The following is a 20,569-nucleotide window of genomic DNA, read 5'->3' as shown; positions in this document are numbered from 1 at the left end:
AATCCAGGAGGGTCGATATGAAGAAAATGATGCAGGGTGTGCTGGGCTACGGGATTGGATCCATCTTTATCCTGATGATTGTTTTTTCCGGGGTACTGGCCGGGTTACTGAAGCTGACAGAAATGGAATACGGCACTTTGAACCAGCTCGCATTAATCGTCGGAATCAGTATTCTGGCATTCGGAGGTGGGGCGGCCGCCTATAAGGGAGAACAGAAAGGATGGCTGGCCGGCGTCTTAACCGGTGCTGTATTTGTAGGGGCGATGGCCTTATTCCAAATCATTTTTGAAAATACAATGGTAACACTGCCGCAGCTCAGCTATTTCGGAGGGCTGATCCTTGCGGCATGGCTGGGGGGAATGATCGGGGTGAACCTGCCTAAAAAAACAGCAAAGCGGTAAAAAATAGAAAACCCCGCTCCATGAGCGGGGTTCTGTATTATTCGCTGGCTTTTTCACGGATGGAGGAACGGTCGAACTTCATCTGCGTTCCATCTTGTACACTGATAACAAGGGTACCTTCGTCAATCGCATGTATTGTACCGTGCATTCCTCCGATAGTAATGATCTTGTCACCTTTCTGTAAATCCGACTGCATCTGCTGCACTTGTTTCTGTTTCTTCTGCTGCGGGCGGATCAATAGGAAATAGAAAATGACAAACATTAGAATAATCGGTAACAGGCCTACTAATGTGTCCATCTATTACTCCCCCTTTCTAAAAGTTCTTTGCATTTGGTTTATTGAAACCATATTGTTCAAAGAATTCTTCTCTAAAATCACCGAGTCGATCTTCTCTAATGGCTTCACGCACTTGCCTCATTAAGTTTAACAGAAAATAAAGATTATGATAAGTCGTAAGTCTAAAACCAAAAGTTTCGTTGGCTTTGACTAAATGACGGATGTACGCCCGGCTGTAATTCCGGCACGTATGGCAGTCACAATTTTCATCAATCGGGCGGAAATCGCGGGCATATTTCGCATTGCGGACAACGAGACGGCCCTGGGAGGTCATCAATGTACCATTTCTGGCAATACGTGTCGGCAAAACACAGTCAAACATGTCAATGCCGCGGATGCTTCCGTCGATCAGGGAATCCGGTGAACCGACGCCCATCAGGTAACGGGGCTTTTCATCCGGAAGAAGCGGTGTCGTAAAGTCGAGCACACGGTTCATGACATCTTTCGGCTCCCCTACAGACAAGCCTCCGATAGCATAGCCGGGGAAGTCCATGGACGTCAGGTCACGGGCGCTCTGCTGACGAAGATCTTCGTATTCCCCGCCCTGGATGATTCCGAACAAGCCTTGATCATGAGGACGCTTGTGACCTTCCAGACATCTCTCTGCCCAGCGGCTCGTCCGTTCTACAGAGTCTTTCATATATTTGTGTTCAGCTGGATACGGCGGGCATTCATCAAAGGCCATCATAATATCCGCGCCAAGAGAGTTTTGAATGTGCATCGCTTTTTCCGGAGAAAGGAACAGCTTCTCTCCACTGATGTGGTTGCGGAAGTGCACCCCCTCTTCTTCGATCTGACGCAGGTCGCTCAAGCTGAACACCTGGAAACCGCCGGAATCCGTTAAAATGGAGCCGTTCCAATTCATAAATTTATGAAGGCCGCCGGCTTCCTCCACAATATCCTCCCCGGGCCTGAGCCACAGGTGGTACGTGTTGGAAAGGATGATCTGAGCCCCCATCCGTTCCAGTTCCTCGGGACTCATCGTCTTCACTGTAGCAAGAGTACCGACAGGCATAAACATCGGGGTTTCGAAAGAGCCATGTGGTGTATGGACTTTTCCGAGGCGCGCGCCTGTCTGCTTACAAGTTTTGATTAATTCATATGTGATTGCCATTTTTCCTATCCTTTCTTCCATAGATCATCCTGATCATTTAATAAACATAGCATCCCCGAAGCTGAAGAAACGATAGCGCTCCTCGACAGCACGGTGATAGGCTTCCATTACGAAGTCACGGCCGGCAAATGCACTCACCAGCATGATGAGCGTGGATTTCGGAAGGTGGAAGTTCGTAATCAGCCCGTCAATGGCCTGAAGCTTCTGCGGGGGATAAATAAAGATATCCGTCCATCCGCTTGCTTCTGTGAACGTTCCGTAGTCCCTCATGATCGTCTCCAGTGTTCTGGTAGATGTTGTACCCACGGAAATGATTCTTCCGCCGTTTTCGCGGACCCTGTTCAGCTGATCGGCGGTTTCACGGCTGAGCTGATAAAATTCCGCATGCATATCATGCTCTTCGATATGATCGACGCTCACCGGGCGGAATGTTCCAAGACCGACGTGCAGTGTCAGGTAGGCAAGCTCCACCCCTTTTTCCTGCAGCTCTTCTAAAAGAGCGTTCGTAAAATGAAGCCCCGCTGTTGGAGCGGCTGCTGAGCCTTCTTCTTTCGCATAGACCGTCTGGTACCGTTCTCTGTCCGACAGCTGCTCTTTAATGTAAGGAGGCAGCGGCATTTCACCAAGAGATTCAAGGACTTCCAGAAAGATGCCTTCGTAGCTGAACTTCACTTTCCGTCCGCCATGCTCCTGGATTTCCGTACATTCAGCCGTAAGCTTTCCGTCCCCGAAGACGATTTTCGTTCCTTCCTTCACCTTTTTCGCTGGTTTCACAAGGACTTCCCATTCATCTTCCTTTGTCTGATGCAGCAGAAGAACTTCGACTTTCCCTCCGCTGTCTTCCTTCACCCCGAACAACCGGGCTGGAAGGACACGTGTGTCGTTCAATACAAGACAGTCCCCGGAATTCAAGTCTTCCGTAATATCAGCAAAGTGCTTATGCTCGATGTTCTCTGTGCTGCGGTCGCAGACCATCAATCGGGAAGAGGAGCGGTCCTCAAGCGGAACCTGCGCAATCAACTCTTCCGGCAGATCGAAATCATACTGCTTAATATCCATACAAATCCCCTATTCTTCCTGAGATAATTCTTCTTTCCTCGTGCCCGATTCCTGCAGGTGCTGCTAAAATCTCCGAATCAAATAAAAAATCAAAGATAAAACAATACTCGCAATAATCGAGGTCATAATCGGAAAATAAAATGTGACATTTCCTTTTTTGAAAGAAAGGTCACCAGGGAGCCTGCCGAACAGACTCCATACGATTCCTATGACAATAAACACAATCCCTATAACAATAAAGATTCTGCCAAACCCCGTCAAGAGCCAGGCACCTCCCTGTTGAAATGGGCATAGGCTTTCGGGGTCACAACCCGGCCGCGCGGTGTGCGCTGGATATAACCGATCTGCAGCAGATACGGTTCGTACACATCTTCGATCGTCTGCGATTCCTCGCCGATCGTCGCTGCAATCGTATCCAGTCCTACAGGGCCGCCCTGAAAGCTGTCCATGATCCCCATCAAAAGTTTGTGGTCAATAAAATCAAGTCCTTCAGCATCGACCTGAAGCATCCTCAGCGCTTCCTGTGTCGTCGCTTTGGAGATGACGGTTTCGCCTTTGACCTGGGCAATATCCCGGACCCGTTTCAGGAGCCGGTTGGCAATCCGGGGGGTCCCGCGTGAACGGCGGGCTACTTCGACAGCTGCATCTTTCTCAATCGATACAGAAAAAATTTCCGCCGTCCGCTCTACAATGGAACAGAGCGCTTTCGTATCGTAATATTCCAGGCGGCTGTGTACACCGAAACGGTCCCGGAGAGGTGCGGACAAGAGCCCCGCCCTCGTCGTTGCTCCTACAAGCGTAAAGGGAGGGAGATCAAGGCGCACCGACCTTGCACTCGGCCCGGTCCCGACGACAATATCAAGACAGAAATCCTCCATCGCTGGATAAAGCACTTCCTCAACAGAACGGGGAAGCCGGTGAATTTCATCAATGAAAAGAACGTCCCCCGGCTCAAGAGAGGATAAAATAGCAGCCAAATCCCCGGCCCGTTCGATGGCAGGCCCCGCTGTGGTCCTGAACTGCACACCCATCTCGTTGGCGATAATCGAAGCGAGCGTCGTTTTCCCAAGTCCCGGAGGGCCGTACAAAAGGGCATGATCAAGCGGTTCTTCCCGCATTTTAGCGGCTTCAATAAAGATGCTCAAGTTATTCTTCACCTGATCCTGTCCGATGTACTGACTTAACCTTTCCGGCCTCAGGCTCAGTTCAAGATCCTGATCGGCCTGCTGCTGCTCACCGGATATCATCCGTTCATCCATGGATATGCCTCCTTTTCTTTATGATTTCATCAACATCTGAAGTCCTTGTCTTACGTAATCATCCACGGTACCCTGCTTGGATTTCTCAAGCTGGGTGCGGACCATCTTCACTTCCTTCTCTGTATATCCAAGCGCCTTCAAGGCTTCAATGGCGTCATCGATCAGCTCACGTTTTTCACGCGACGTCAAATCCTCCTGATAGAACAAGGTTTCTTCGTTCTGCTCATCCGGCAGCCATACAATCAGTTTGCCTTTCAAATCAAGGATCATCTGACGGGCGGTCTTCTTACCGACGCCGGGGAATTTAGTCAGGTACTTTTCGTCTTCCTGCTCAATGGCAGAAACAAACTCCGGTACACTGACCGTCCCGAGAATAGCCAGTGCTCCTTTCGGTCCGATCCCGGATACGTTGAGCAATTGGCCGAACAACTGTTTATCTTCCTTTTTCCTAAATCCATACAAGGATTGATTGTCTTCCCGGATATAGTGGTACGTATGTACTTTCACTTCTTGATTCATCTGTGTTTCAAAATGAAAAGGATTGGCACATAAAATCTCGTAACCGATCCCGCTTACTTCTATCGTGATCGACCCTTCTTCAAGCGTCGTCAGCTGACCTTTGATATAACTTATCATCTGCTGCAACCTCTCCTGCTCTCTAGTCTTAACCCTCTTATTGTAACATAGAACCATATGTTCGCCTATGTACACGCACGGAAAATGAAGGGGGTTAAACCGATGGAAATGGGAGAGTATCCATACCGAAAACAGCCGCAGACAGGCTGCGGCTGTTTGTCCTTACATCTGCTTTTCTTCTGAATACTGGTGGACCACCTGCTCAAAGTGGACGGAGTCCTTAATCTTTATGCCATTCTTCAATACATCGATACGCTTGGACTCCAACGGCTTTACAGGAATCGGCTTGAACGACTCGATGACCTTCCCTTCGTTGGGAATCCCTTGAAAAACGGCCAGTTCGCCGTCCTCATTCAATCCAAAATATCCGTGCTGTTTCGTGAGTGGTGATATATCCTCCACCTGCCGTTGAAAAACAATACGATCCAGCTCCTGATTTTCCACTCTCCAGCCTTCATATGAAGCCCAGAAATCCACCATCGACCAGATTGTTTCCTTTTTGGTTGTTGTTTCCACCACTCCATCGAGGTAGTGCTCCTTCAGGACAATCGTCAACTCCAAAGGTTCAGCCTGAACCAGCGTTTCGACGCTCGGTTCTGATGCTTCTTTTTTCGTCTGTTCCACACTTCTCATCAGGGTGTGGTCCTTCCCTTCCAGAACAGCGGGAGAACAGGAAGCAAGAATCAGACATACGAGAAGCCAGCTGATGATTCCATAGGCGACAGCTTTCACAGCACTCACCCTCCCAAATAAAAATAACTTCTATTTCCAGTTTGTCCAGAAATAGAAGTTATTATCATAGAAAGGCAGAATCAGGACAATTTTTCGAGAACCGCTTCATCGGCATCAAGGTTATGATACACTTCCTGGACGTCATCGTTGTCCTCAAGCATATCAATCAGCTTCAGCATTTTTTCTACGCCCTCTTCATCGAGTTCTGTATAGGTTTCAGGAATCATCGTCACTTCACTTGTAGAAAACGTGTAGCCGCTTTCTTCCAGCGAAGCTTTCACATCAGAAAAGGCTTCCGGCTCTGTATAAATTTCAAAGCTCTCTTCTGTCGTGTCCATTTCCTCAGCACCTGCTTCAATCACTTCCAGCATGACGTCTTCTTCACCTGCATCCGTTGTGGACCGGTCGATGACAAGATAGCCGGAGCGGTTGAACATAAAGGCGACACAGCCGTTTTCACCAAGATTGCCGTCATTTTTACTGAAGGCATGGCGCACTTCCCCGGCGGTACGGTTTTTATTATCCGTCAGCACTTTGACCATTACAGCTACGCCCCCGGGACCGTATCCTTCATAGGTGAACTCTTCATAGTTGACGCCTTCCAGATCCCCGGTGGCCTTTTTAACGGCCCTTTCGATGTTATCCTTCGGCATATTGTTAGACCTTGCTTTATCTACTGCTATCCGGAGGGCAGGATTGGTTTCCTCATCCCCTCCGCCCTGTTTAGCAGCCATGAAAATTTCACGGGCCAGCTTCATAAAGAGTTTTCCTCTTTTGGCATCCTGAGCCCCTTTACGATGCTTGATATTGCTCCATTTTGAATGGCCTGCCATTGGACATTCTCCTCTCCCCAAAACATTTCTATCTTTCACTATACCATAATCAATTTATGGCATAAAAGCAGGAGGTTTACTCCCGATTGAAGAACTCACGAATCCGTTTTTTCACGGAGTCCGGTGCTTCCGCCGCGTTCAAACGGGCATTCAGATCCTTCATGTGATCCCAGTTGTTATTATTGGTATAGATGGTGAGCTTCTTCTCTGTCAGTTCCCCGACTTTCTGCTTGATTTTCTCCGTTACGTCGGTATCTCTCCGATCTGTCGGATTGATCATGACGGCAATATACATCGCATCGTCCGTAGAATAGGCCTGAGCCATCGTGACTTCTTTGATTTCATGAATTTTCTCCACGACGGCCATAGCATCTTCATTGTTGAAATCATTATCATGAGATCGGTTCGTCTCCCCGTAACGGGCGTTGCGAAAATCCTTTTCGGCGGTCCGTTTAAAATAGCTGTCCTTACCGGTCGGAATCCGGCCGCTTCTTTCCGTGTCCTCTACTCCCCCGTAGCTGATCGGCTCATAGATTTCATCAGAGGTTCCCTCCGGCTCACGGGCTTCCTCCGATTGACACGCGCTAAAGAGACAGGCAGCAAGCAGCACTCCAATAATTTTCCACATAAAAACATTCTCCTTTTCCCCTTACTATGGGTAAAGAAGAATGTTTTAGTCTGGCAAATCTCACCAAAGTTACTGCGATGGTGCAGGAGGAAGCTGACGCTTATGGGCGGACCGCTTATGCATCGCTTCGATGATTTTACGGTCTTCTTCAGGAATTTCCTCTCCTTTAAGGTGACGGTCGATCATGGCGTAACTGGTACCCATTTCATTTTCGTCCGTCTGACCTTCCCAAAGTCCTGCACTCGGCTGTTTATGAACGACTTCATTCGGTACTCCTAAGTATTCGGCCATCTCTCTTACTTCACCTTTGGTCAGGTTCGCAAGCGGCACAAGGTCGACACCGCCGTCTCCATATTTCGTAAAGTATCCTGTATACCATTCAGCAGCATTATCTGTTCCCACGACAAGATACTTATGGTTGGTGGCAATCGTATAAAGGGTGCTCATCCGCAGCCTTGCTCTCAGGTTGGCATCCGCAAGTTTCAATTGATCCTCATTCAACTGCCCCGCAGCTTCCAGCTGGGTTTGAATGTTTTTGAACATCACGTTATGCGTTTCCGTCAAATCCACCGTCAAAGCTGGAAGATCACAGGCTTCCACTACAAGGCGGGCATGCTCCTGATCTTCTGACTGGCTCTTGCAGGGCATAATCACACCCAGTGAGCGCTCAGGAAATGCTTTTTTAATCAAGTTGGCTACGACTGCGGAATCAATACCGCCGCTCACTCCGACAAGGAGACCGTCTACATGGGCTTCTTTCACTTTACCCTGAAGCCAGGCTGTTATTTGCTGTACTTTTTCTTCCACCGGATTGTTCATCCTTTCACACATATGATAACTAATCATAGCATATGTTCTGCGTATCGGACAAACTTCTTCCGGCTCTCCCAGGCTTTTTCCAGCTTCCTTATCTGTCGGACGAAGGAGCTTTCCTCCCTTAAGCAGCTTCTGTAGCCGTACAGCCATTCGCGCAGGAGATCAGAAGGCACGAGGACACCTTTCCACCAGATTTCACGTTCTTTCACATGAGGAAAATATTGAACCAGCGTGGATCGTTCAGATTCCACGTGAGGGAGGAAACGCTGGGCAAGCTGGATATGATCATAGACGCGCGGTCCCGTATGCAGGAGATCAAAATCAATCATACGGATGGATTGGTCACGAGTGACGATGAAATTATGATGCGCGACATCCCCGTGGAGCCATTCATGATTATCCCAGGCTCGTTCTTCTATCTCCCCCCACGGACAATCAGAGAAGGCCTCCAGCCTCCGCTCCACGAGCGAAGATATATCCTGAAACATCTGGCGTCTGCCAAAATCCGTAAAAACATCTTTCGTTTCCAAAAACTGCTCCAGCCTCCGCTCCCATTTCACATACAATGGATCTTTCGGGATCGACAGGACCGCGATGCCTTTCGTTGTACGGTGGAATTGATGCAGGATACGGACCGCTTTCTTCCGATCCTGATGCCGGTCAAAGTCTGCATGCCTACCTTCCATCCGTTCAAACAAAGCCCAGTCACAGCCTAATTTCCCCAGCGTGAAGGTTTCCGGACGGAACGGAACCGGGCGGGCGGCTGTCCGGGAAGCATAATTCCAGTGTTCAAAGAAGTCGATCTGCTGCTGTATCACATGAAGCCTCCGATAGCCCTTCAAAATCATCGGTCTTCCTACAAACGATACTTTGTAAACTTTAGGCTTGATGGTACGTTCAAACACGACAGGAAGATTTTCTTCTTTTTGTATCCAATGAAAAAGGCGATCCGTGTATGAATCGCCCTTTTTGTATTCAGCTTTCATCTACATCATCGTCTCTCCAGGGCTGCGGCATCCCCTGACCGGCCTGTTGAGGGTTCCATGGTCCCATCTGAGGGTAAGGACCCCACCCTTGGTATGGCTGCTGTCCCCAGCCTTGCTGAGGATATTGATGGTGCTGAGGGTGCTGCGGGTGCTGCGGATATGGCTGCCCCCAGCCGCCCGGCTGCTGCATACCGCCATAAGGCATCTGCTGCCATGGATGTTGAGGGTGATATGGGTGATGTCCAGGATGATGGCCGCCGTACGCAGGACCATAGCCTTTTACAGAATCACCATCACAGCCGCAGTCCTCATCTGACTGGGCGCCCTGCACCATATCATCATCCGACTCGAAGTCGTCTCCATACATCGGCTGCCCCATTGGATGCTGCATCGGCTGCTGCATGGGATGCGGCATACCACCATATGGCATCGGCATCATAACCGGATAAGGAGGACAGCAGTAGTAATCCGTATGAACCAGTTGAGGCTGCATCGGAGGGCAGTAGGGCTGCTGCATCGGCTGATACTGCTCTCCTTTTACTTCCTCTTTTGGCGACTCCGGTGATTCCGGGGATTCTTCAGGTTTCGGCCCCGGCATTTGAGGAAGGTGGAAGGTTGTATAATAATTCTGCATCTGCTGATCGATACTCGGCATGGTGATCGGCATATTCATATGGATCGGCTGCATGGGCTGCATGGGCTGCATCGGTTTTTCCTTTACCCCTTTAGGCGCAGGCTTTTTCTCATCTTCTTTAATGGAGGGAATAGGCTTTGCCTTTTCCTTATAAGGGGCTGAAGGCATTTCCTTTGCAGGCGCCTGAGCCTTTGGTGCTTCTTTCTTAACAGGCTTTGTACCTTGAGGGACTTTGATTTTCATACCCGGCATAATCATATCAGGATTGGAAAGCTGGGTATTTACGGATTTTAACTCCTCAAAGTCAACCCCATATTTCTTGGCTATGTTCCAGAGTGTATCTCCTTTTTGTACAATGTGAATTCTCACAATTGCAACTCCCTTCCTGTCATTGCTGAGGAACAATAAAACAAAAATAACTTCATAACACTCTATGCAGCACAAGCCGAAAGTTTGATGAAAAAGCCTATAATAATTTCTATAAAATATAAACAAACCCCGGATGTCCCTGCCACAGCAGGGATTCCGGGGTTTTCAGGTTCAAGCTTTATGGACAGGCGCAGGGATGTCGATTTGATAGCTTGGATACGTCCCAATCACCTTCAAGCGGCAGCCAAGGGCTTCCAGCTCCGCCTGTACACCTGGGAACAGCACTTGATCATAGGGCTGATCCACATCTATTAGGAAAAAGTAGTTGCCAAGACCGGTTTTCATTGGTCTCGACTCGATTTTTGATAAGTTCATCTTTCTCCAGGCAAAAGCTGCAAGCACTTGATGCAGGGCACCGACATAATCTTTAGGCAGTGTCACCATGACTGTCGTCTTATGTTTGCTGACAGGATGGTCCTTCACCTTCAACGTCTGCGGGTTCTTCTGGACGACAGCAAATCGTGTGTGGTTGTTATCATAATCATGAATATCCGTATCCAGGAAGGTCAGTCCATTCCCTTCTGCAGCCAGGTGGTTCGCAATAGCCGCCACTCCGTCACGCTCGGCTGCCACAAGCTCGGCTGCTTTAGCCGTCGAAGCTGTATACTCAATCTCAGCGTTCGGATAGTGCTTATGAAGGTATTCGTGACACTGGGCAATGGCGTGGCTGTGGGAATACACCTTACGGATCTCTTCCCCGTTCCTTGCCGGATGTACTAGTAGATGCTGCTTAATAGGTACGGTCAGTTCTGCAATAATAGACTGATCCACCTGATGGGCTAAATAATCGATCGTCAAATGGACGGAGCCTTCAATCGCATTTTCAAGCGGAACAACGGCTGTTCCTATTTCGCCACGCTCCACCGCATCCAGGCAGGATGGAATGGTCTCATAAGCCATGAATGACCCGCCGTCAAATAAAGCATCCACCGCCATTTTTGTAAACGTCCCCTGGGGTCCCAAGTACCCAATCTGCTGTTCCGACATGATTTCCCCTCCAATTAAGCTCCTGAACTTAAAATTTCAACACGATCGACGAAATCGAGTTTATGGAGCTGTTGTAACAATTTCTCGATGCTTTCCTTCATTCCTGACGTATTTAAGGAGAGAGTCACATTGGCCTTGCCCTGAAGTGGGATTGTCTGGTGGATGGTCAGGACGTTACAGCCTGATTCCGCCACCGTCATCAATAAATTCGACAATGTCCCGCTCCGGTCTTCTAAATGGAAGAAAAGAGTGATCATCTGTTCTTTTACCATGGCCTGGAAAGGAAAAACCGCATCCCGGTATTTATAAAACGCACTCCGGGATAATCCCACATGCTTGACCGCTTCATAAATCGAGCCGACTTTGCCTCTTTCCAGCAGCTCCTTAGCCTCAATCGTCTTCATCATCGCTTCCGGGAGAATATCACTACGGACTAAATAAAACGTTTCGTTATAATCCGCCATGACCTCTTCCTCCCTTCTTAATCCACAAATTCGAATTCATAATCCATGAGTCTTACCGTATCGCCATCTTTTGCTCCCCGTTTTCTGAGGGCTTCGTCCACGCCCATGGTGCGCATCTGACGGGCAAAACGATTGATGGACTGGTCCCTGGAGAAGTCTGTCCGTCTGAACAAGGATTCGATTTTCTCTCCATATAACACGTAGGCCCCATCATCGGCCCGCGTCACTTTGAATGGAGCTTCTTCTTTTTCAAACTTATAAAGGACACGTTCATCGACTTCTTCCAGTTCTTCTTCCTGCTTCGGCATTTGATCGAGCTTATCAGCCACTGCATAAAGCAGTTCATCAAGACCGTCACGCGTCACGGTGGAAATCGGATAGATGCCGATTTCCTGATCCCCGAGCTGCTCTTTGAAGAGCTCAAGGTTATCCTCTGCTCCAGGCATATCCATTTTGTTAGCGACAATAAGCTGTGGACGGTTCTTCAACCGCTCATCGTAGGAGGATAGTTCCTGATTGATCGTTACATAATCCTCGTAGGGGTCACGGCCTTCCATAGCCGACATATCAATGACGTGAAGAAGAAGCCGGGTACGTTCTACGTGGCGCAGGAATTGGTGGCCGAGTCCGACCCCTTCGTGAGCTCCTTCAATCAGTCCGGGAAGGTCAGCCATCACAAAACTCCTGTGATCCTGGCTTTCTACGACGCCTAAATTCGGTGCCAGTGTCGTAAAATGGTAATCCGCGATTTTCGGACGTGCTGCGGTGACGACCGAAAGGAATGTAGACTTTCCGACACTTGGAAAACCGACAAGCCCGACATCAGCAAGCAGTTTCAATTCCACCACGACATCCAGTTCTTCCCCTGGTTCGCCATTTTCAGCAATTTCAGGAGCCGGGTTTCTCGGACTTGCGAAACGGGCGTTTCCACGTCCCCCGCGTCCACCTTTGGCGATGACCGCTCTCTGCTTATGTTCCGTCAAATCGGCGATGACTTTATCAGAGTCCGCGCTTTTCACTGTTGTTCCCGGCGGCACACTGATGACAAGCGGCTCGGCGTTTTTTCCGTGCTGCTTCTGATTCATTCCATTTTGTCCCCGCACCGCTTTAAAATGGTGCTGGTACCGGAAGTCCATGAGCGTGTTCAAGCCCTCGTCCACTTCGAAGACCACGTCGCCTCCGTTACCGCCGTCGCCTCCGGCAGGACCTCCTTTTGGTACATATTTTTCACGGCGGTAGGCGACAAGACCATTTCCGCCGTCTCCACCTTTTACAAATACTTTAACCTGATCGACAAACATTTGTATTCACCTCTTCATTCTATTGTCATTTCAATAGAAAGTTCTTTCCTGTCATAAATGGAAGCGACAAACCCTTCATCCTGAAGGGATCCCAGCACGGAATCGGGTTCGGGAAAGCGTCCATCCCATTCCCAGCTTACACCGAGAGCCCCTTGTCCTCCACGATAAAGGGTCACAGTCCCTTCATAAAGTTCATCTTGATCCTTATACTTTTCCATTATTTCCATCATACGCCTGCCATAAGCAGCCAGTGTCTGATCATGACTGGATAAATCAAGCCCCTGCTCCAGCGAATAGGTGAGGCGGAACGACTGGTACGACCAGTTGAACGTGAGAAGCCATAACGAAAATTCAACCGCTTCTGCATTCAACAGCCTGCGTTCTTCCTCCGATTCTGCCTTCACAGTATCCAGCAGATCCATCAGACGATCGTGCTTCCCAAGCGAAGCATACCCTTGAATCAATTGAATTTGATTCATCCAGTCATGACGCTTATGTCTAAGCAGTCCGATGATCTCTTTCTCCTCCATCGTGTCAACTCCCTCGAACACCCATAATAATAAAAAGTATAGCAGAGATTACAGCCGGCAAAAACAGTTCCGGGAAAATTCTGCCGGGGGTTTCCTGACGGTTGCGGAGCCTGGAAAAGCAGATATAAAAAAGCCGCGCTTTGCTTTCTGCAATAAGCGCGGCTTTTGCTGCACGAAATTATTCGTTTACGCTTCCTGTGCTACAGGATAAACGCTGACTTTTTTACGGTTGCGTCCGTAACGTTCGAACTTAACAACACCGTCTACTTTCGCAAACAATGTGTCATCTCCACCACGGCCAACGTTGGCTCCTGGATAGATTTTCGTACCGCGCTGGCGGTAAAGGATAGAACCAGCGGATGCGTGCTGTCCGTCTGCGCGTTTAGCTCCAAGACGCTTGGACTCAGAGTCACGACCGTTCTTTGTACTACCTACACCCTTCTTCTGGGCGAAAAACTGCAAATCAAGACGTAGCATGAGTCTTCACCTCCTTATCGTTGGGATATATGAATATATTGATCGTAATCTTGTTCAATCGTTTGTAAGGAAACCTGCATGCCTTCCAAAAGCGTCTGGGCTTTCGTTTTTACCGGCTCCTGCAGATTGTCGGGGAGTGTGATTTTCAAATAACCACCCTCGCCTCCCTGTACAACATGAGGTTCGAATTCACAAAGGCTTACAATAGCATTGACGGCTCCGAATGAGACAGCTGACACAGCAGCACAGACTAAGTCATGGCCGTAGGGTCCGCTTTCTGCATGACCGGATATTTCAAAACCTGTAATATCCCCTTGTGAGCGAAACATGGATACTTTAATCATCCGGAACGATCCTTACGCGTTGATTTCATCAACGATAAGTTTCGTGTACGGCTGACGGTGACCCTGCTTGCGCTTGTAGTTCTTCTTAGGCTTGTATTTGAAGACAGTCAACTTCTTCTGTAGGCCTTGTTTTTCAACTTTAGCTGTTACAGAAGCACCGTCTACGAATGGAGCACCAACTTTTGTATCGTCTCCACCTACGAATAGAACTTTGTCAAAAGTGACCGTTTCGCCAGCTTCCACGTCCATTTTCTCAACGTAGATTTCCTGACCCTGTTCAACTTTTACCTGCTTACCACCAGTTTCAATAATTGCGTACATACCTGCACCTCCTCAATATACTCAGACTCGCCATTCAGGTACCGTTTCCGGTTTAAAACCTGTTCTGCGCGGTTGTAGCAGCGGGTGCTACTAGAATAACAAAATAATGTTACCACAGATCAAAACAAGTTGTCAACACGTGCATCACGGCTTTCCGCCATTTCTTTAACCATGTCGGAAGACCCTTCAAGCTCTATCTGCCAGCCGTGGATTTGGTCGTCCACTCTGACAAACAGCTCCTGTGGAATTTTACTAGATACAGCCTCAGAAAACAAGCGTTTTTTTATTTTCAGACATGCAGGATGAACAGCCAAAAGGACAGCTTCTGTATCGCCAAGCTCCATCAATGCGCGCTCCAGCTGAAAAACCATCGTCTCATAGGTAAACGTATTTTCTTTCCGGGCCGCAAGAAGGGAGAACGACGGCGCTTCTTCCTTTTTCCTCGTCATCTCCATAAGTCCGAGTTTTGTAAGTCCGTGGACGACGGTGGAGACAGGATCCTTTCTCATCTGCTGCCGCCATATGCGCTCCAGCTTTTTGTTATGATCCGGATGGTTCATGGAAATGAAATCAATCATAATGATTCCGGAAAGATTCCTCAAACGGATCTGCCTTTGAATTTCCTCAACGGCTTTCAGATTCACATCCAGAGCCTGGGCATTGGAAAAAGACCGGCCTTTGAACTGGCTGCTGTTGACGTCGATCACCACCATAGCCTCGGTTTGTTCGATAACGAGGGTTATCCCCTCTTTCGTTTGAACTTCCGGCTGAAGGAGAGCCTTTTGGAGCGTGTGGATCGGTACAGGCAGATGCTTTTCCAAGTCTTTGACCCATTGAACACTGCCGGCCAGGGCCGGCAGACGCTTCTTTACACGGTTCGCTGTCTCGATGTCGTCGATGAGGACCTGATCAATGGAGGAAACCGGGAACCTCCTCAACCACTGGTCCGGCAGAAAATCCTCCTGCCAGATGCACCCCGGTTTCTCCGCCGCGCCATCCACTGTACGCTTCCACTCCTCTTTTAAACGCTGCCATTCTTCCATTAAGGATTCTCTGGATGCATCTTTGGCTCCAGTTCGAACAATCATGCCTTCCGGTTCTTCAAGAATAGGGTGAAATAAAGCCTGGAGGTCCGACTGTTCAGATGGGGACAGCTTTTTGGAGAGCGCCGTTGTTCCGCCATAAGGTCTGTAGACCATATGGGTTCCTGCAAGAGTCACATCCGCGGTTACTTTCGCTCCTTTATCACCGGCAGGGTCCTTCTCGACCTGGACGTACAGACGCTCTCCGACCTTCACCCTGCTTTCGATTTTCCCTTCTCCCCATGGAATCGAATTCCCCCGGAGAAATGCTTTTTTCTCTAAACCGATATCCACAAAGGCCGCCTGCAGGCCTTGATCGATCTGGGCGATCACACCGCAGTAAATAGAGCCCGTGAGCGTACGCGCTCCGGGCCTGTCCATTTTATATTCCTGAACCTTTCCACCCTCTACAAGCAGCCCGGTTCGTTCTGTCGTTTTCGTCTGTATGATCAACGTTCGCATGCCATCCCTCTTTTTAAGCAAATTGGCGGATGTCCTTAAACTTTAAGTACGGCTGCTTATTTTCGAAATAAGCGCGCAGACATTCCTGTTCATCTACTATATAAAAGTGGGGCGCCTGTTTCAATATATACTTCACCCTTCGGTTGGGACGGACGTGTTTCACAGCATCCATGATCCGCATATCCGGAGACACGTGCTGGTATTCCGTCTTCATCCCTTCCCTGTCTTGATAGGCGCAGAAGAGCAGGTAGCGCATATGGCTGAACGCTCGCTTCCTCCATTCCAGAACGTGTTCTGTAATGAGAAAGGCAGTGAGAAGGACGGCTGCAAGCGTCCACCGCTGTTCAAGGAACAACCACCCGGCCGCCGCTGTCAAAATGAGCGCAGAAAAAACAAGCGTCCTTTTCAAGCTCTTTTGGAAGGAGTACATCCGGCAGAAGAAATAGAAGATGAGTTTGCCGCCATCCAGCGGCCATACGGGCAACAGGTTAAAACACAGGATCAAGGTGTTGTAAAACAAGGCCGTCGTTATGAAAGGGTGCGGTCCCGCCCCCATTGCAATGCCGTAAAGAAGAAGATAGATCCAAAGATGCTGAAGGGGCCCTGCAAGGACGACGGCTGCCTGTTCCTTAAACGGGCGGGTGTGGTGCTCCTCACTGACAACCGCTCCGCCGAACAACCAGATTTCAAGCTTTTCCACCCGCCAGTTGAAATGACGGGCCGTCCAAAAATGACCCATTTCATGAATGAAGACGATGGAGAATAAAAGAATAAAATCAAGAATGGCTCCTGTAAGAATAGCTGAGAAAGCCAGCAGAAAGAAAAGAGGGTGGATATGAAGCCAGCCGGCCACCCTAAGATCCTTCATTTACTTTAATCACCTGAACCGGATCCAGGTACGTGTTGTCTTTTTCTATGGCAAAGAAAAATTCAGCCGTTTCTCCCTCTTCTGCTTTCACAGAACCGAGTCCACCCTGAGACTGAACATTTTCATACAAATACACATCGATCTCGGACAAATAGCCGTAGGTCGTTTCCGTGCCATCCTGGTGCTGCAGGACAACCGTCTTTCCTGAGTCGGGGTCATTTCCGGCAAACACGACCGTTCCTTCTCTGACAGCGCGCACTTTGGAATCACTGGCTGTCGTCAAAATGATGCCCTTCCCATCGTTTTGGAAAGGGGTGGTCACTGTTCCGTTCACAGGCATGGCAAGGGGCTCTTCCACCTGCTCTTCTTTCGGTTTCATAACTTGCAGAGGATCCCCAAACCGGTCATTGTACCAGGCCGTAACTTTAGCAAATGGAAACTCATCCGTCATCTGTCCAGCCGCCCAGTCCGCTGGTGCTTTCAAAAGGGCGGCACTGGAATGTGTACCAGCGGCCATGACGGCAAATAACAGTACAGAAAAGAACACCTGCAGGCCGATCCGGCTGCTCCGGCTGTTTTCTGTTGGTTCCCTTGGAGGGCCCCCATCAACATCATTGGTTATCAACGGCGGAAACCCATGGACCTCCTCATCCTGGGGAGGCTGATAAACCGGACCTGTCCGCGGTGCCTGCCGGTCCAGCCTCTTTTTCTTCCGGCCTGCTATATTCCTCCGTACATCTCTTATGTTCTTATTCACACTCAAACCCCTCTCTATGGCCCTTTTTTCTATTATTCTATGGGACAAGGGGTTGGTTTATTAATCCTTTCTCGCTTCAGAAGAGCCGGTGTCGTTACAGCTTCCTTCTCGGTGGGACATGCCTGCATATAAAAAAGCTGTCGAGAGTATTCTCGACAGCTTCCAGGCGCCGTTTGATGACGCCGGTTCGTATTTAGGAGCGCATTCCAAAGAACCGTTTCACTTTAGCCAGCACGCCTTTATCCTCTTCCAGACTCAACAGGGGTACGGTTTCACCCAGAATCCGGCGGGCAATATTTCGATAGGCTAACGACGCTTTAGAGTTCGGCTTCATCGCAACAGGCTCTCCACTGTTGGATGCCTTGATGACGGCTTCATCATCAATGACGATACCGAGAAGATCAATGGACAACACGTTGGCGATTTCATCCACATCCATCATATCCCCATTTTTCATCATATGGTTCCGAATCCGGTTGATGACCAGTTTCGGCGCTTCCAAATCTTCCTGCTCAAGCAGTCCGATAATCCGATCAGCGTCACGAACACTTGATTTTTCCGGCGTTGTAACGACGATGGCTTTATCTGCTCCGGCTACGGCATTTTTATAGCCTTGTTCAATACCAGCGGGGCAGTCAATCACCACATAATCATAGTCCTGCTTCAGTTCCTCTACGATGGCTTTAATGCCTTCCGGCGTGACCTCCGATTTATCAGAGGTCTGTGCTGCCGGCAGCACGTGAAGGCATTCGAAGCGTTTATCTGTAATCAGTGCCTGTTTCGTTTTACAGCGCCCTTTTACGACATCCACAATGTCATAGATAATCCGGTTCTCGAGCCCCATCACAACATCTAAATTCCTGAGACCGATATCAGTATCAACTAAGCAGACTTTTTTGTCCTGCAAGGCCAAAGCGGTCCCCAGATTGGCAGTTGTAGTCGTTTTTCCGACGCCTCCCTTTCCAGAGGTAATGACAATCGCTTCACCCATTGATCATTCTCCTTTCAAAACTTACGAGATTCGGTCTCTTCTTTACAACTTCCTGTAACCGATCAATACGAATCTTCTGAAAGTCCTTATCAATAAACCCGCATTCCATATACACGCCCTCAGACTCATAGTCCGGAGATCGGCTGAGCTGATCGGCAATTCTCAGCTGACTGGGCTGCATATAAGCAGCCGCAATCACAGCAGCCGTATCCCCTTCACAACCGGCGTGGGCAATCCCTTTCAGACGCCCCATGACGAAGATGTTTCCCGTGGCATTCACCTGGCCGCCCGGATTGACATCTCCGACAAGAAGCAGATCACCCTTCACGTCCACGACCTGTCCTGAACGGACGGTTCTGGCTACGGGGGTAATTTCAGTGTTTTCTTTCCAATCCAACGCTTCCTTTTTTGTCAAAACGTCCGATTCGATTTTATCTACAACGAGCTTCTGTTTTTCACGGACAACGGCAGACAGTTCTTCTTTCTGCTCTTCTGTCAAGTAGCGGTTTCCGACTTGAATAATGACCCGGATCATCGGCTCATCTTCCGTGACTCCATTCATGGACAGCTTATCCTGCAGATCCCGGAGGAGCCGATCGAATGAACACTGGTCATCCAATTTCAAGATCAATCCATCTCTCGTTCCTTTAATCATGATTCTCTGACCATTCGCCGACATTGGCAATCACCTCAAGACCTTAGACATTCACTACACTAAACGTTACTGATTTCTTCCGACCAATCATATGCCCTCTCCTTCACGAGCGGATAAAGCAGGGTGAAAAAGATCATATTCGCCGCCAGTGTAGGCAGCAGACGAAGCAGACCATAGTCCACCCAGCTGATTGACGTAATCTGAACGAACGAATACACGATATAAAGAAGGACATCCGCCAGTATGAGGCCGATGACTGCAAGTAAAAAAGCGGCCGGGAAATTGGCATGAACCAATTTTTTCAACCCGTGAACCACATAAATAATCAGGGTGTAGGTGATCATGTACACCCCGAGCACCCCTGTGTATACGACATCAATCAACAAGCCGAAGAGAAGACCGTACCAGACCGCGTGGTACGTATGATCCTTATCGTAAAAAATCGCGATGATAAACAAAAAGATCAATATCCAGTGAGGGGTGATCAGGAGATCCGAATAGACAAGCTTCGCAGGAAGCAGGCTCATTGCCATCCCCTGCATCACAAGAAGGAAAAGGCAGAAAAGCGGGATGACATACCGGCTCATGATTCATCCCCCTCCGCTTCACTGCTTGTATCGATCGTTTCCACTGAACGATCCACCACCATCACGTGGTTGATGTCGAATAAATCAGCAAACGGTTCCACGTACGCGGTTTTTGTCAGACCATACTGATCATTCACCACTTCCTCGACCGTACCAATTCTCAGGTTACTTGGAAAGACACCTCCAAGCCCTGAGGATATAACCGTGTCCCCGGCTTCCAGCTCCTCATCAAGCTTGATGCCTTCAAGGAGAAGACGACCCGATTCATCATCATAACCTTCGATCAACCCGAAGGCTTCTTCCTTATCTTCCCGGACCACCCAGGAGGAAATCTTATTGGAGCGGTCAAATCCGCTCAGCAGCAGTACTGTGGAATGGAAGGCTCCCGCCGATTTAACTTTTCCGACGAGACCGTCACTCGTCATGACCGCCATGTCCTTTTCCACACCATCTTCCCCGCCTTTGTTGATGGTCATCTGCTCAAACCATCGATCCGAGCTTCGGGCGATGACTGTCGCCTGAATCGAGGAATAATCGCTGAGCCCCTCAGACTTCCCGAGGGTATCCTGAAGTTCGTCCACTTCTTTGGTAAGACGCTGATTCTCCTGAATTACACCTTTATATTCAGACAGGCGTGTTTTCAGCACCTGGTTCTGCTCGTATACGTTGAACATGTCCTGTACGTTCTCAACCGTCGTATCTACGAAGCTGACCGGCTTATGAAAAATCGTCTGCATCCATCCGACCGAATCCTGAAGGAATTTTTCAGGTGTGCTGAGAGAATCCCGATCACGGATGGAAAATCCAATTAACGTGACAAGTACTATGAAACCAAGCAATACAATCATCAGTCTTTTTCTGCGGAATAAAGAAGGCATA

27 protein-coding genes and 1 other annotated feature are annotated in these 20,569 nt (G+C 49.0%); of the genes, 1 reads left to right on the top strand and 26 read right to left on the bottom strand.

Annotation, left to right across the window (positions count from 1 at the left end; translation table 11 throughout):
- Positions 1-17: 17 nt before the first annotated feature.
- Positions 18-401, top strand: coding sequence for a TIGR04086 family membrane protein (locus tag ACXADP_RS07600; RefSeq protein ID WP_027955285.1), 384 nt, complete (start codon positions 18-20; stop codon positions 399-401).
- Between the two features lie 37 nt (positions 402-438).
- Here the strand turns inward: ACXADP_RS07600 and yajC are convergent, their stop codons facing one another.
- The 26 genes from yajC to mreC all read right to left on the bottom strand — a co-directional run bounded on the left by yajC (position 439) and on the right by mreC (position 20,568).
- The gene (yajC, locus tag ACXADP_RS07595) at positions 439-699 is read right to left on the bottom strand and encodes a preprotein translocase subunit YajC (protein ID WP_027955284.1); all 261 of its coding nucleotides are present in this window, start codon (positions 697-699) and stop codon (positions 439-441) included.
- A gap of 16 nt (positions 700-715) precedes the next feature.
- Positions 716-1,852: a tRNA guanosine(34) transglycosylase Tgt gene (gene tgt, locus ACXADP_RS07590; protein ID WP_474969086.1), complete on the bottom strand. Its 1,137-nt coding sequence runs from the start codon at positions 1,850-1,852 to the stop codon at positions 716-718.
- Between the two features lie 33 nt (positions 1,853-1,885).
- Positions 1,886-2,911, bottom strand: a complete 1,026-nt coding sequence (gene queA, locus ACXADP_RS07585) for a tRNA preQ1(34) S-adenosylmethionine ribosyltransferase-isomerase QueA (RefSeq protein ID WP_474971195.1) — start codon at positions 2,909-2,911, stop codon at positions 1,886-1,888.
- 63 nt (positions 2,912-2,974) lie between these two features.
- The gene (locus tag ACXADP_RS07580; RefSeq protein ID WP_027955281.1) at positions 2,975-3,172 is read right to left on the bottom strand and encodes a DUF2905 domain-containing protein; all 198 of its coding nucleotides are present in this window, start codon (positions 3,170-3,172) and stop codon (positions 2,975-2,977) included.
- Positions 3,169-4,170, bottom strand: coding sequence for a Holliday junction branch migration DNA helicase RuvB (gene ruvB / locus ACXADP_RS07575; RefSeq protein ID WP_474969088.1), 1,002 nt, complete (start codon positions 4,168-4,170; stop codon positions 3,169-3,171). Before ruvB ends, ACXADP_RS07580 begins: the two co-directional genes overlap by 4 nt.
- A gap of 18 nt (positions 4,171-4,188) precedes the next feature.
- Complete coding sequence (gene ruvA / locus ACXADP_RS07570; RefSeq protein ID WP_474971194.1) at positions 4,189-4,806, bottom strand: Holliday junction branch migration protein RuvA; 618 nt, start codon at positions 4,804-4,806, stop codon at positions 4,189-4,191.
- A 162-nt stretch (positions 4,807-4,968) separates the two neighbouring features.
- Positions 4,969-5,547, bottom strand: a complete 579-nt coding sequence (locus ACXADP_RS07565) for a BofC C-terminal domain-containing protein (RefSeq protein ID WP_474969090.1) — start codon at positions 5,545-5,547, stop codon at positions 4,969-4,971.
- 71 nt (positions 5,548-5,618) lie between these two features.
- Entirely contained in the window at positions 5,619-6,371 is a 753-nt protein-coding gene (locus ACXADP_RS07560; protein WP_474969091.1) for a YebC/PmpR family DNA-binding transcriptional regulator, read from the bottom strand.
- Between the two features lie 76 nt (positions 6,372-6,447).
- A complete protein-coding gene (locus ACXADP_RS07555) occupies positions 6,448-6,999 on the bottom strand; it encodes a YhcN/YlaJ family sporulation lipoprotein (RefSeq protein WP_474971193.1) in 552 nt (183 codons plus the stop codon).
- A gap of 69 nt (positions 7,000-7,068) precedes the next feature.
- Complete coding sequence (gene nadE / locus ACXADP_RS07550) at positions 7,069-7,806, bottom strand: NAD(+) synthase (protein ID WP_474971192.1); 738 nt, start codon at positions 7,804-7,806, stop codon at positions 7,069-7,071.
- A 35-nt stretch (positions 7,807-7,841) separates the two neighbouring features.
- On the bottom strand, positions 7,842-8,801 hold the full coding sequence (locus ACXADP_RS07545) for a phosphotransferase (protein ID WP_474971191.1): 960 nt from the start codon (positions 8,799-8,801) through the stop codon (positions 7,842-7,844).
- Positions 8,791-9,804 (bottom strand): SafA/ExsA family spore coat assembly protein, encoded by a 1,014-nt coding sequence (gene safA, locus ACXADP_RS07540; protein ID WP_474971190.1) that lies wholly within the window; start codon positions 9,802-9,804, stop codon positions 8,791-8,793. Before safA ends, ACXADP_RS07545 begins: the two co-directional genes overlap by 11 nt.
- A gap of 171 nt (positions 9,805-9,975) precedes the next feature.
- Positions 9,976-10,851: a prephenate dehydratase gene (pheA, locus tag ACXADP_RS07535; protein ID WP_474971189.1), complete on the bottom strand. Its 876-nt coding sequence runs from the start codon at positions 10,849-10,851 to the stop codon at positions 9,976-9,978.
- 14 nt (positions 10,852-10,865) lie between these two features.
- The gene (locus ACXADP_RS07530) at positions 10,866-11,315 is read right to left on the bottom strand and encodes an ACT domain-containing protein (protein ID WP_027955271.1); all 450 of its coding nucleotides are present in this window, start codon (positions 11,313-11,315) and stop codon (positions 10,866-10,868) included.
- 17 nt (positions 11,316-11,332) lie between these two features.
- On the bottom strand, positions 11,333-12,616 hold the full coding sequence (obgE, locus tag ACXADP_RS07525; protein ID WP_474969096.1) for a GTPase ObgE: 1,284 nt from the start codon (positions 12,614-12,616) through the stop codon (positions 11,333-11,335).
- A 14-nt stretch (positions 12,617-12,630) separates the two neighbouring features.
- Entirely contained in the window at positions 12,631-13,146 is a 516-nt protein-coding gene (locus ACXADP_RS07520) for a Spo0B domain-containing protein (protein ID WP_474969097.1), read from the bottom strand.
- A gap of 186 nt (positions 13,147-13,332) precedes the next feature.
- Positions 13,333-13,623 carry a 50S ribosomal protein L27 gene (gene rpmA, locus ACXADP_RS07515; protein WP_027955268.1) on the bottom strand — a complete coding sequence of 97 codons (291 nt, stop codon included), beginning with the start codon at positions 13,621-13,623 and terminating at the stop codon, positions 13,333-13,335.
- 14 nt (positions 13,624-13,637) lie between these two features.
- Positions 13,638-13,967, bottom strand: a complete 330-nt coding sequence (locus tag ACXADP_RS07510; protein WP_474969098.1) for a ribosomal-processing cysteine protease Prp — start codon at positions 13,965-13,967, stop codon at positions 13,638-13,640.
- A gap of 12 nt (positions 13,968-13,979) precedes the next feature.
- Entirely contained in the window at positions 13,980-14,288 is a 309-nt protein-coding gene (gene rplU / locus ACXADP_RS07505; RefSeq protein WP_474969099.1) for a 50S ribosomal protein L21, read from the bottom strand.
- A gap of 13 nt (positions 14,289-14,301) precedes the next feature.
- Positions 14,302-14,372: a sequence feature (ribosomal protein L21 leader region), on the bottom strand.
- Positions 14,373-14,407: 35 nt separating this feature from the next.
- Positions 14,408-15,832, bottom strand: a complete 1,425-nt coding sequence (locus ACXADP_RS07500; protein WP_474971188.1) for a ribonuclease E/G — start codon at positions 15,830-15,832, stop codon at positions 14,408-14,410.
- A gap of 13 nt (positions 15,833-15,845) precedes the next feature.
- Positions 15,846-16,700 carry a site-2 protease family protein gene (locus tag ACXADP_RS07495; protein ID WP_474969101.1) on the bottom strand — a complete coding sequence of 285 codons (855 nt, stop codon included), beginning with the start codon at positions 16,698-16,700 and terminating at the stop codon, positions 15,846-15,848.
- Complete coding sequence (locus ACXADP_RS07490) at positions 16,687-17,457, bottom strand: peptidoglycan DD-metalloendopeptidase family protein (RefSeq protein WP_474971187.1); 771 nt, start codon at positions 17,455-17,457, stop codon at positions 16,687-16,689. The genes ACXADP_RS07495 and ACXADP_RS07490 overlap by 14 nt, the downstream gene beginning before the upstream one ends.
- A 193-nt stretch (positions 17,458-17,650) precedes the next feature.
- Positions 17,651-18,448 carry a septum site-determining protein MinD gene (gene minD / locus ACXADP_RS07485; protein ID WP_474969103.1) on the bottom strand — a complete coding sequence of 266 codons (798 nt, stop codon included), beginning with the start codon at positions 18,446-18,448 and terminating at the stop codon, positions 17,651-17,653.
- Entirely contained in the window at positions 18,441-19,127 is a 687-nt protein-coding gene (gene minC, locus ACXADP_RS07480) for a septum site-determining protein MinC (RefSeq protein ID WP_474969104.1), read from the bottom strand. Before minC ends, minD begins: the two co-directional genes overlap by 8 nt.
- 35 nt (positions 19,128-19,162) lie before the next feature.
- Positions 19,163-19,690 carry a rod shape-determining protein MreD gene (gene mreD, locus ACXADP_RS07475; protein ID WP_474969105.1) on the bottom strand — a complete coding sequence of 176 codons (528 nt, stop codon included), beginning with the start codon at positions 19,688-19,690 and terminating at the stop codon, positions 19,163-19,165.
- Positions 19,687-20,568, bottom strand: coding sequence for a rod shape-determining protein MreC (mreC, locus tag ACXADP_RS07470; protein ID WP_474969106.1), 882 nt, complete (start codon positions 20,566-20,568; stop codon positions 19,687-19,689). Before mreC ends, mreD begins: the two co-directional genes overlap by 4 nt.
- Between the last annotated feature and the right edge of the window lies 1 nt (position 20,569).

The organism is Halobacillus sp. AWH4_228, assembly GCF_056158365.1.
This window is presented reverse-complemented; position numbering and strand designations above follow the sequence as displayed.

What these genes read in the sequence shown, in the direction of transcription:
- ACXADP_RS07500 (WP_474971188.1), bottom strand. Translation starts at nt 15,832, where the DNA reads ATGCGAACGTTGATCATACAGACGAAAACGACAGAACGAACCGGGCTG.
- ACXADP_RS07520 (WP_474969097.1), bottom strand. Translation starts at nt 13,146, where the DNA reads ATGGAGGAGAAAGAGATCATCGGACTGCTTAGACATAAGCGTCATGAC.
- queA (WP_474971195.1), bottom strand. Translation starts at nt 2,911, where the DNA reads ATGGATATTAAGCAGTATGATTTCGATCTGCCGGAAGAGTTGATTGCG.
- minC (WP_474969104.1), bottom strand. Translation starts at nt 19,127, where the DNA reads ATGTCGGCGAATGGTCAGAGAATCATGATTAAAGGAACGAGAGATGGA.
- ACXADP_RS07510 (WP_474969098.1), bottom strand. Translation starts at nt 13,967, where the DNA reads ATGATTAAAGTATCCATGTTTCGCTCACAAGGGGATATTACAGGTTTT.
- ACXADP_RS07545 (WP_474971191.1), bottom strand. Translation starts at nt 8,801, where the DNA reads ATGAAAGCTGAATACAAAAAGGGCGATTCATACACGGATCGCCTTTTT.
- ACXADP_RS07530 (WP_027955271.1), bottom strand. Translation starts at nt 11,315, where the DNA reads ATGGCGGATTATAACGAAACGTTTTATTTAGTCCGTAGTGATATTCTC.
- tgt (WP_474969086.1), bottom strand. Translation starts at nt 1,852, where the DNA reads ATGGCAATCACATATGAATTAATCAAAACTTGTAAGCAGACAGGCGCG.
- obgE (WP_474969096.1), bottom strand. Translation starts at nt 12,616, where the DNA reads ATGTTTGTCGATCAGGTTAAAGTATTTGTAAAAGGTGGAGACGGCGGA.
- mreD (WP_474969105.1), bottom strand. Translation starts at nt 19,690, where the DNA reads ATGAGCCGGTATGTCATCCCGCTTTTCTGCCTTTTCCTTCTTGTGATG.
- mreC (WP_474969106.1), bottom strand. Translation starts at nt 20,568, where the DNA reads ATGCCTTCTTTATTCCGCAGAAAAAGACTGATGATTGTATTGCTTGGT.
- pheA (WP_474971189.1), bottom strand. Translation starts at nt 10,851, where the DNA reads ATGTCGGAACAGCAGATTGGGTACTTGGGACCCCAGGGGACGTTTACA.
- ruvB (WP_474969088.1), bottom strand. Translation starts at nt 4,170, where the DNA reads ATGGATGAACGGATGATATCCGGTGAGCAGCAGCAGGCCGATCAGGAT.
- ACXADP_RS07600 (WP_027955285.1), top strand. Translation starts at nt 18, where the DNA reads ATGAAGAAAATGATGCAGGGTGTGCTGGGCTACGGGATTGGATCCATC.
- rplU (WP_474969099.1), bottom strand. Translation starts at nt 14,288, where the DNA reads ATGTACGCAATTATTGAAACTGGTGGTAAGCAGGTAAAAGTTGAACAG.
- ruvA (WP_474971194.1), bottom strand. Translation starts at nt 4,806, where the DNA reads ATGATAAGTTATATCAAAGGTCAGCTGACGACGCTTGAAGAAGGGTCG.
- ACXADP_RS07560 (WP_474969091.1), bottom strand. Translation starts at nt 6,371, where the DNA reads ATGGCAGGCCATTCAAAATGGAGCAATATCAAGCATCGTAAAGGGGCT.
- rpmA (WP_027955268.1), bottom strand. Translation starts at nt 13,623, where the DNA reads ATGCTACGTCTTGATTTGCAGTTTTTCGCCCAGAAGAAGGGTGTAGGT.
- minD (WP_474969103.1), bottom strand. Translation starts at nt 18,448, where the DNA reads ATGGGTGAAGCGATTGTCATTACCTCTGGAAAGGGAGGCGTCGGAAAA.
- yajC (WP_027955284.1), bottom strand. Translation starts at nt 699, where the DNA reads ATGGACACATTAGTAGGCCTGTTACCGATTATTCTAATGTTTGTCATT.
- ACXADP_RS07495 (WP_474969101.1), bottom strand. Translation starts at nt 16,700, where the DNA reads ATGAAGGATCTTAGGGTGGCCGGCTGGCTTCATATCCACCCTCTTTTC.
- ACXADP_RS07555 (WP_474971193.1), bottom strand. Translation starts at nt 6,999, where the DNA reads ATGTGGAAAATTATTGGAGTGCTGCTTGCTGCCTGTCTCTTTAGCGCG.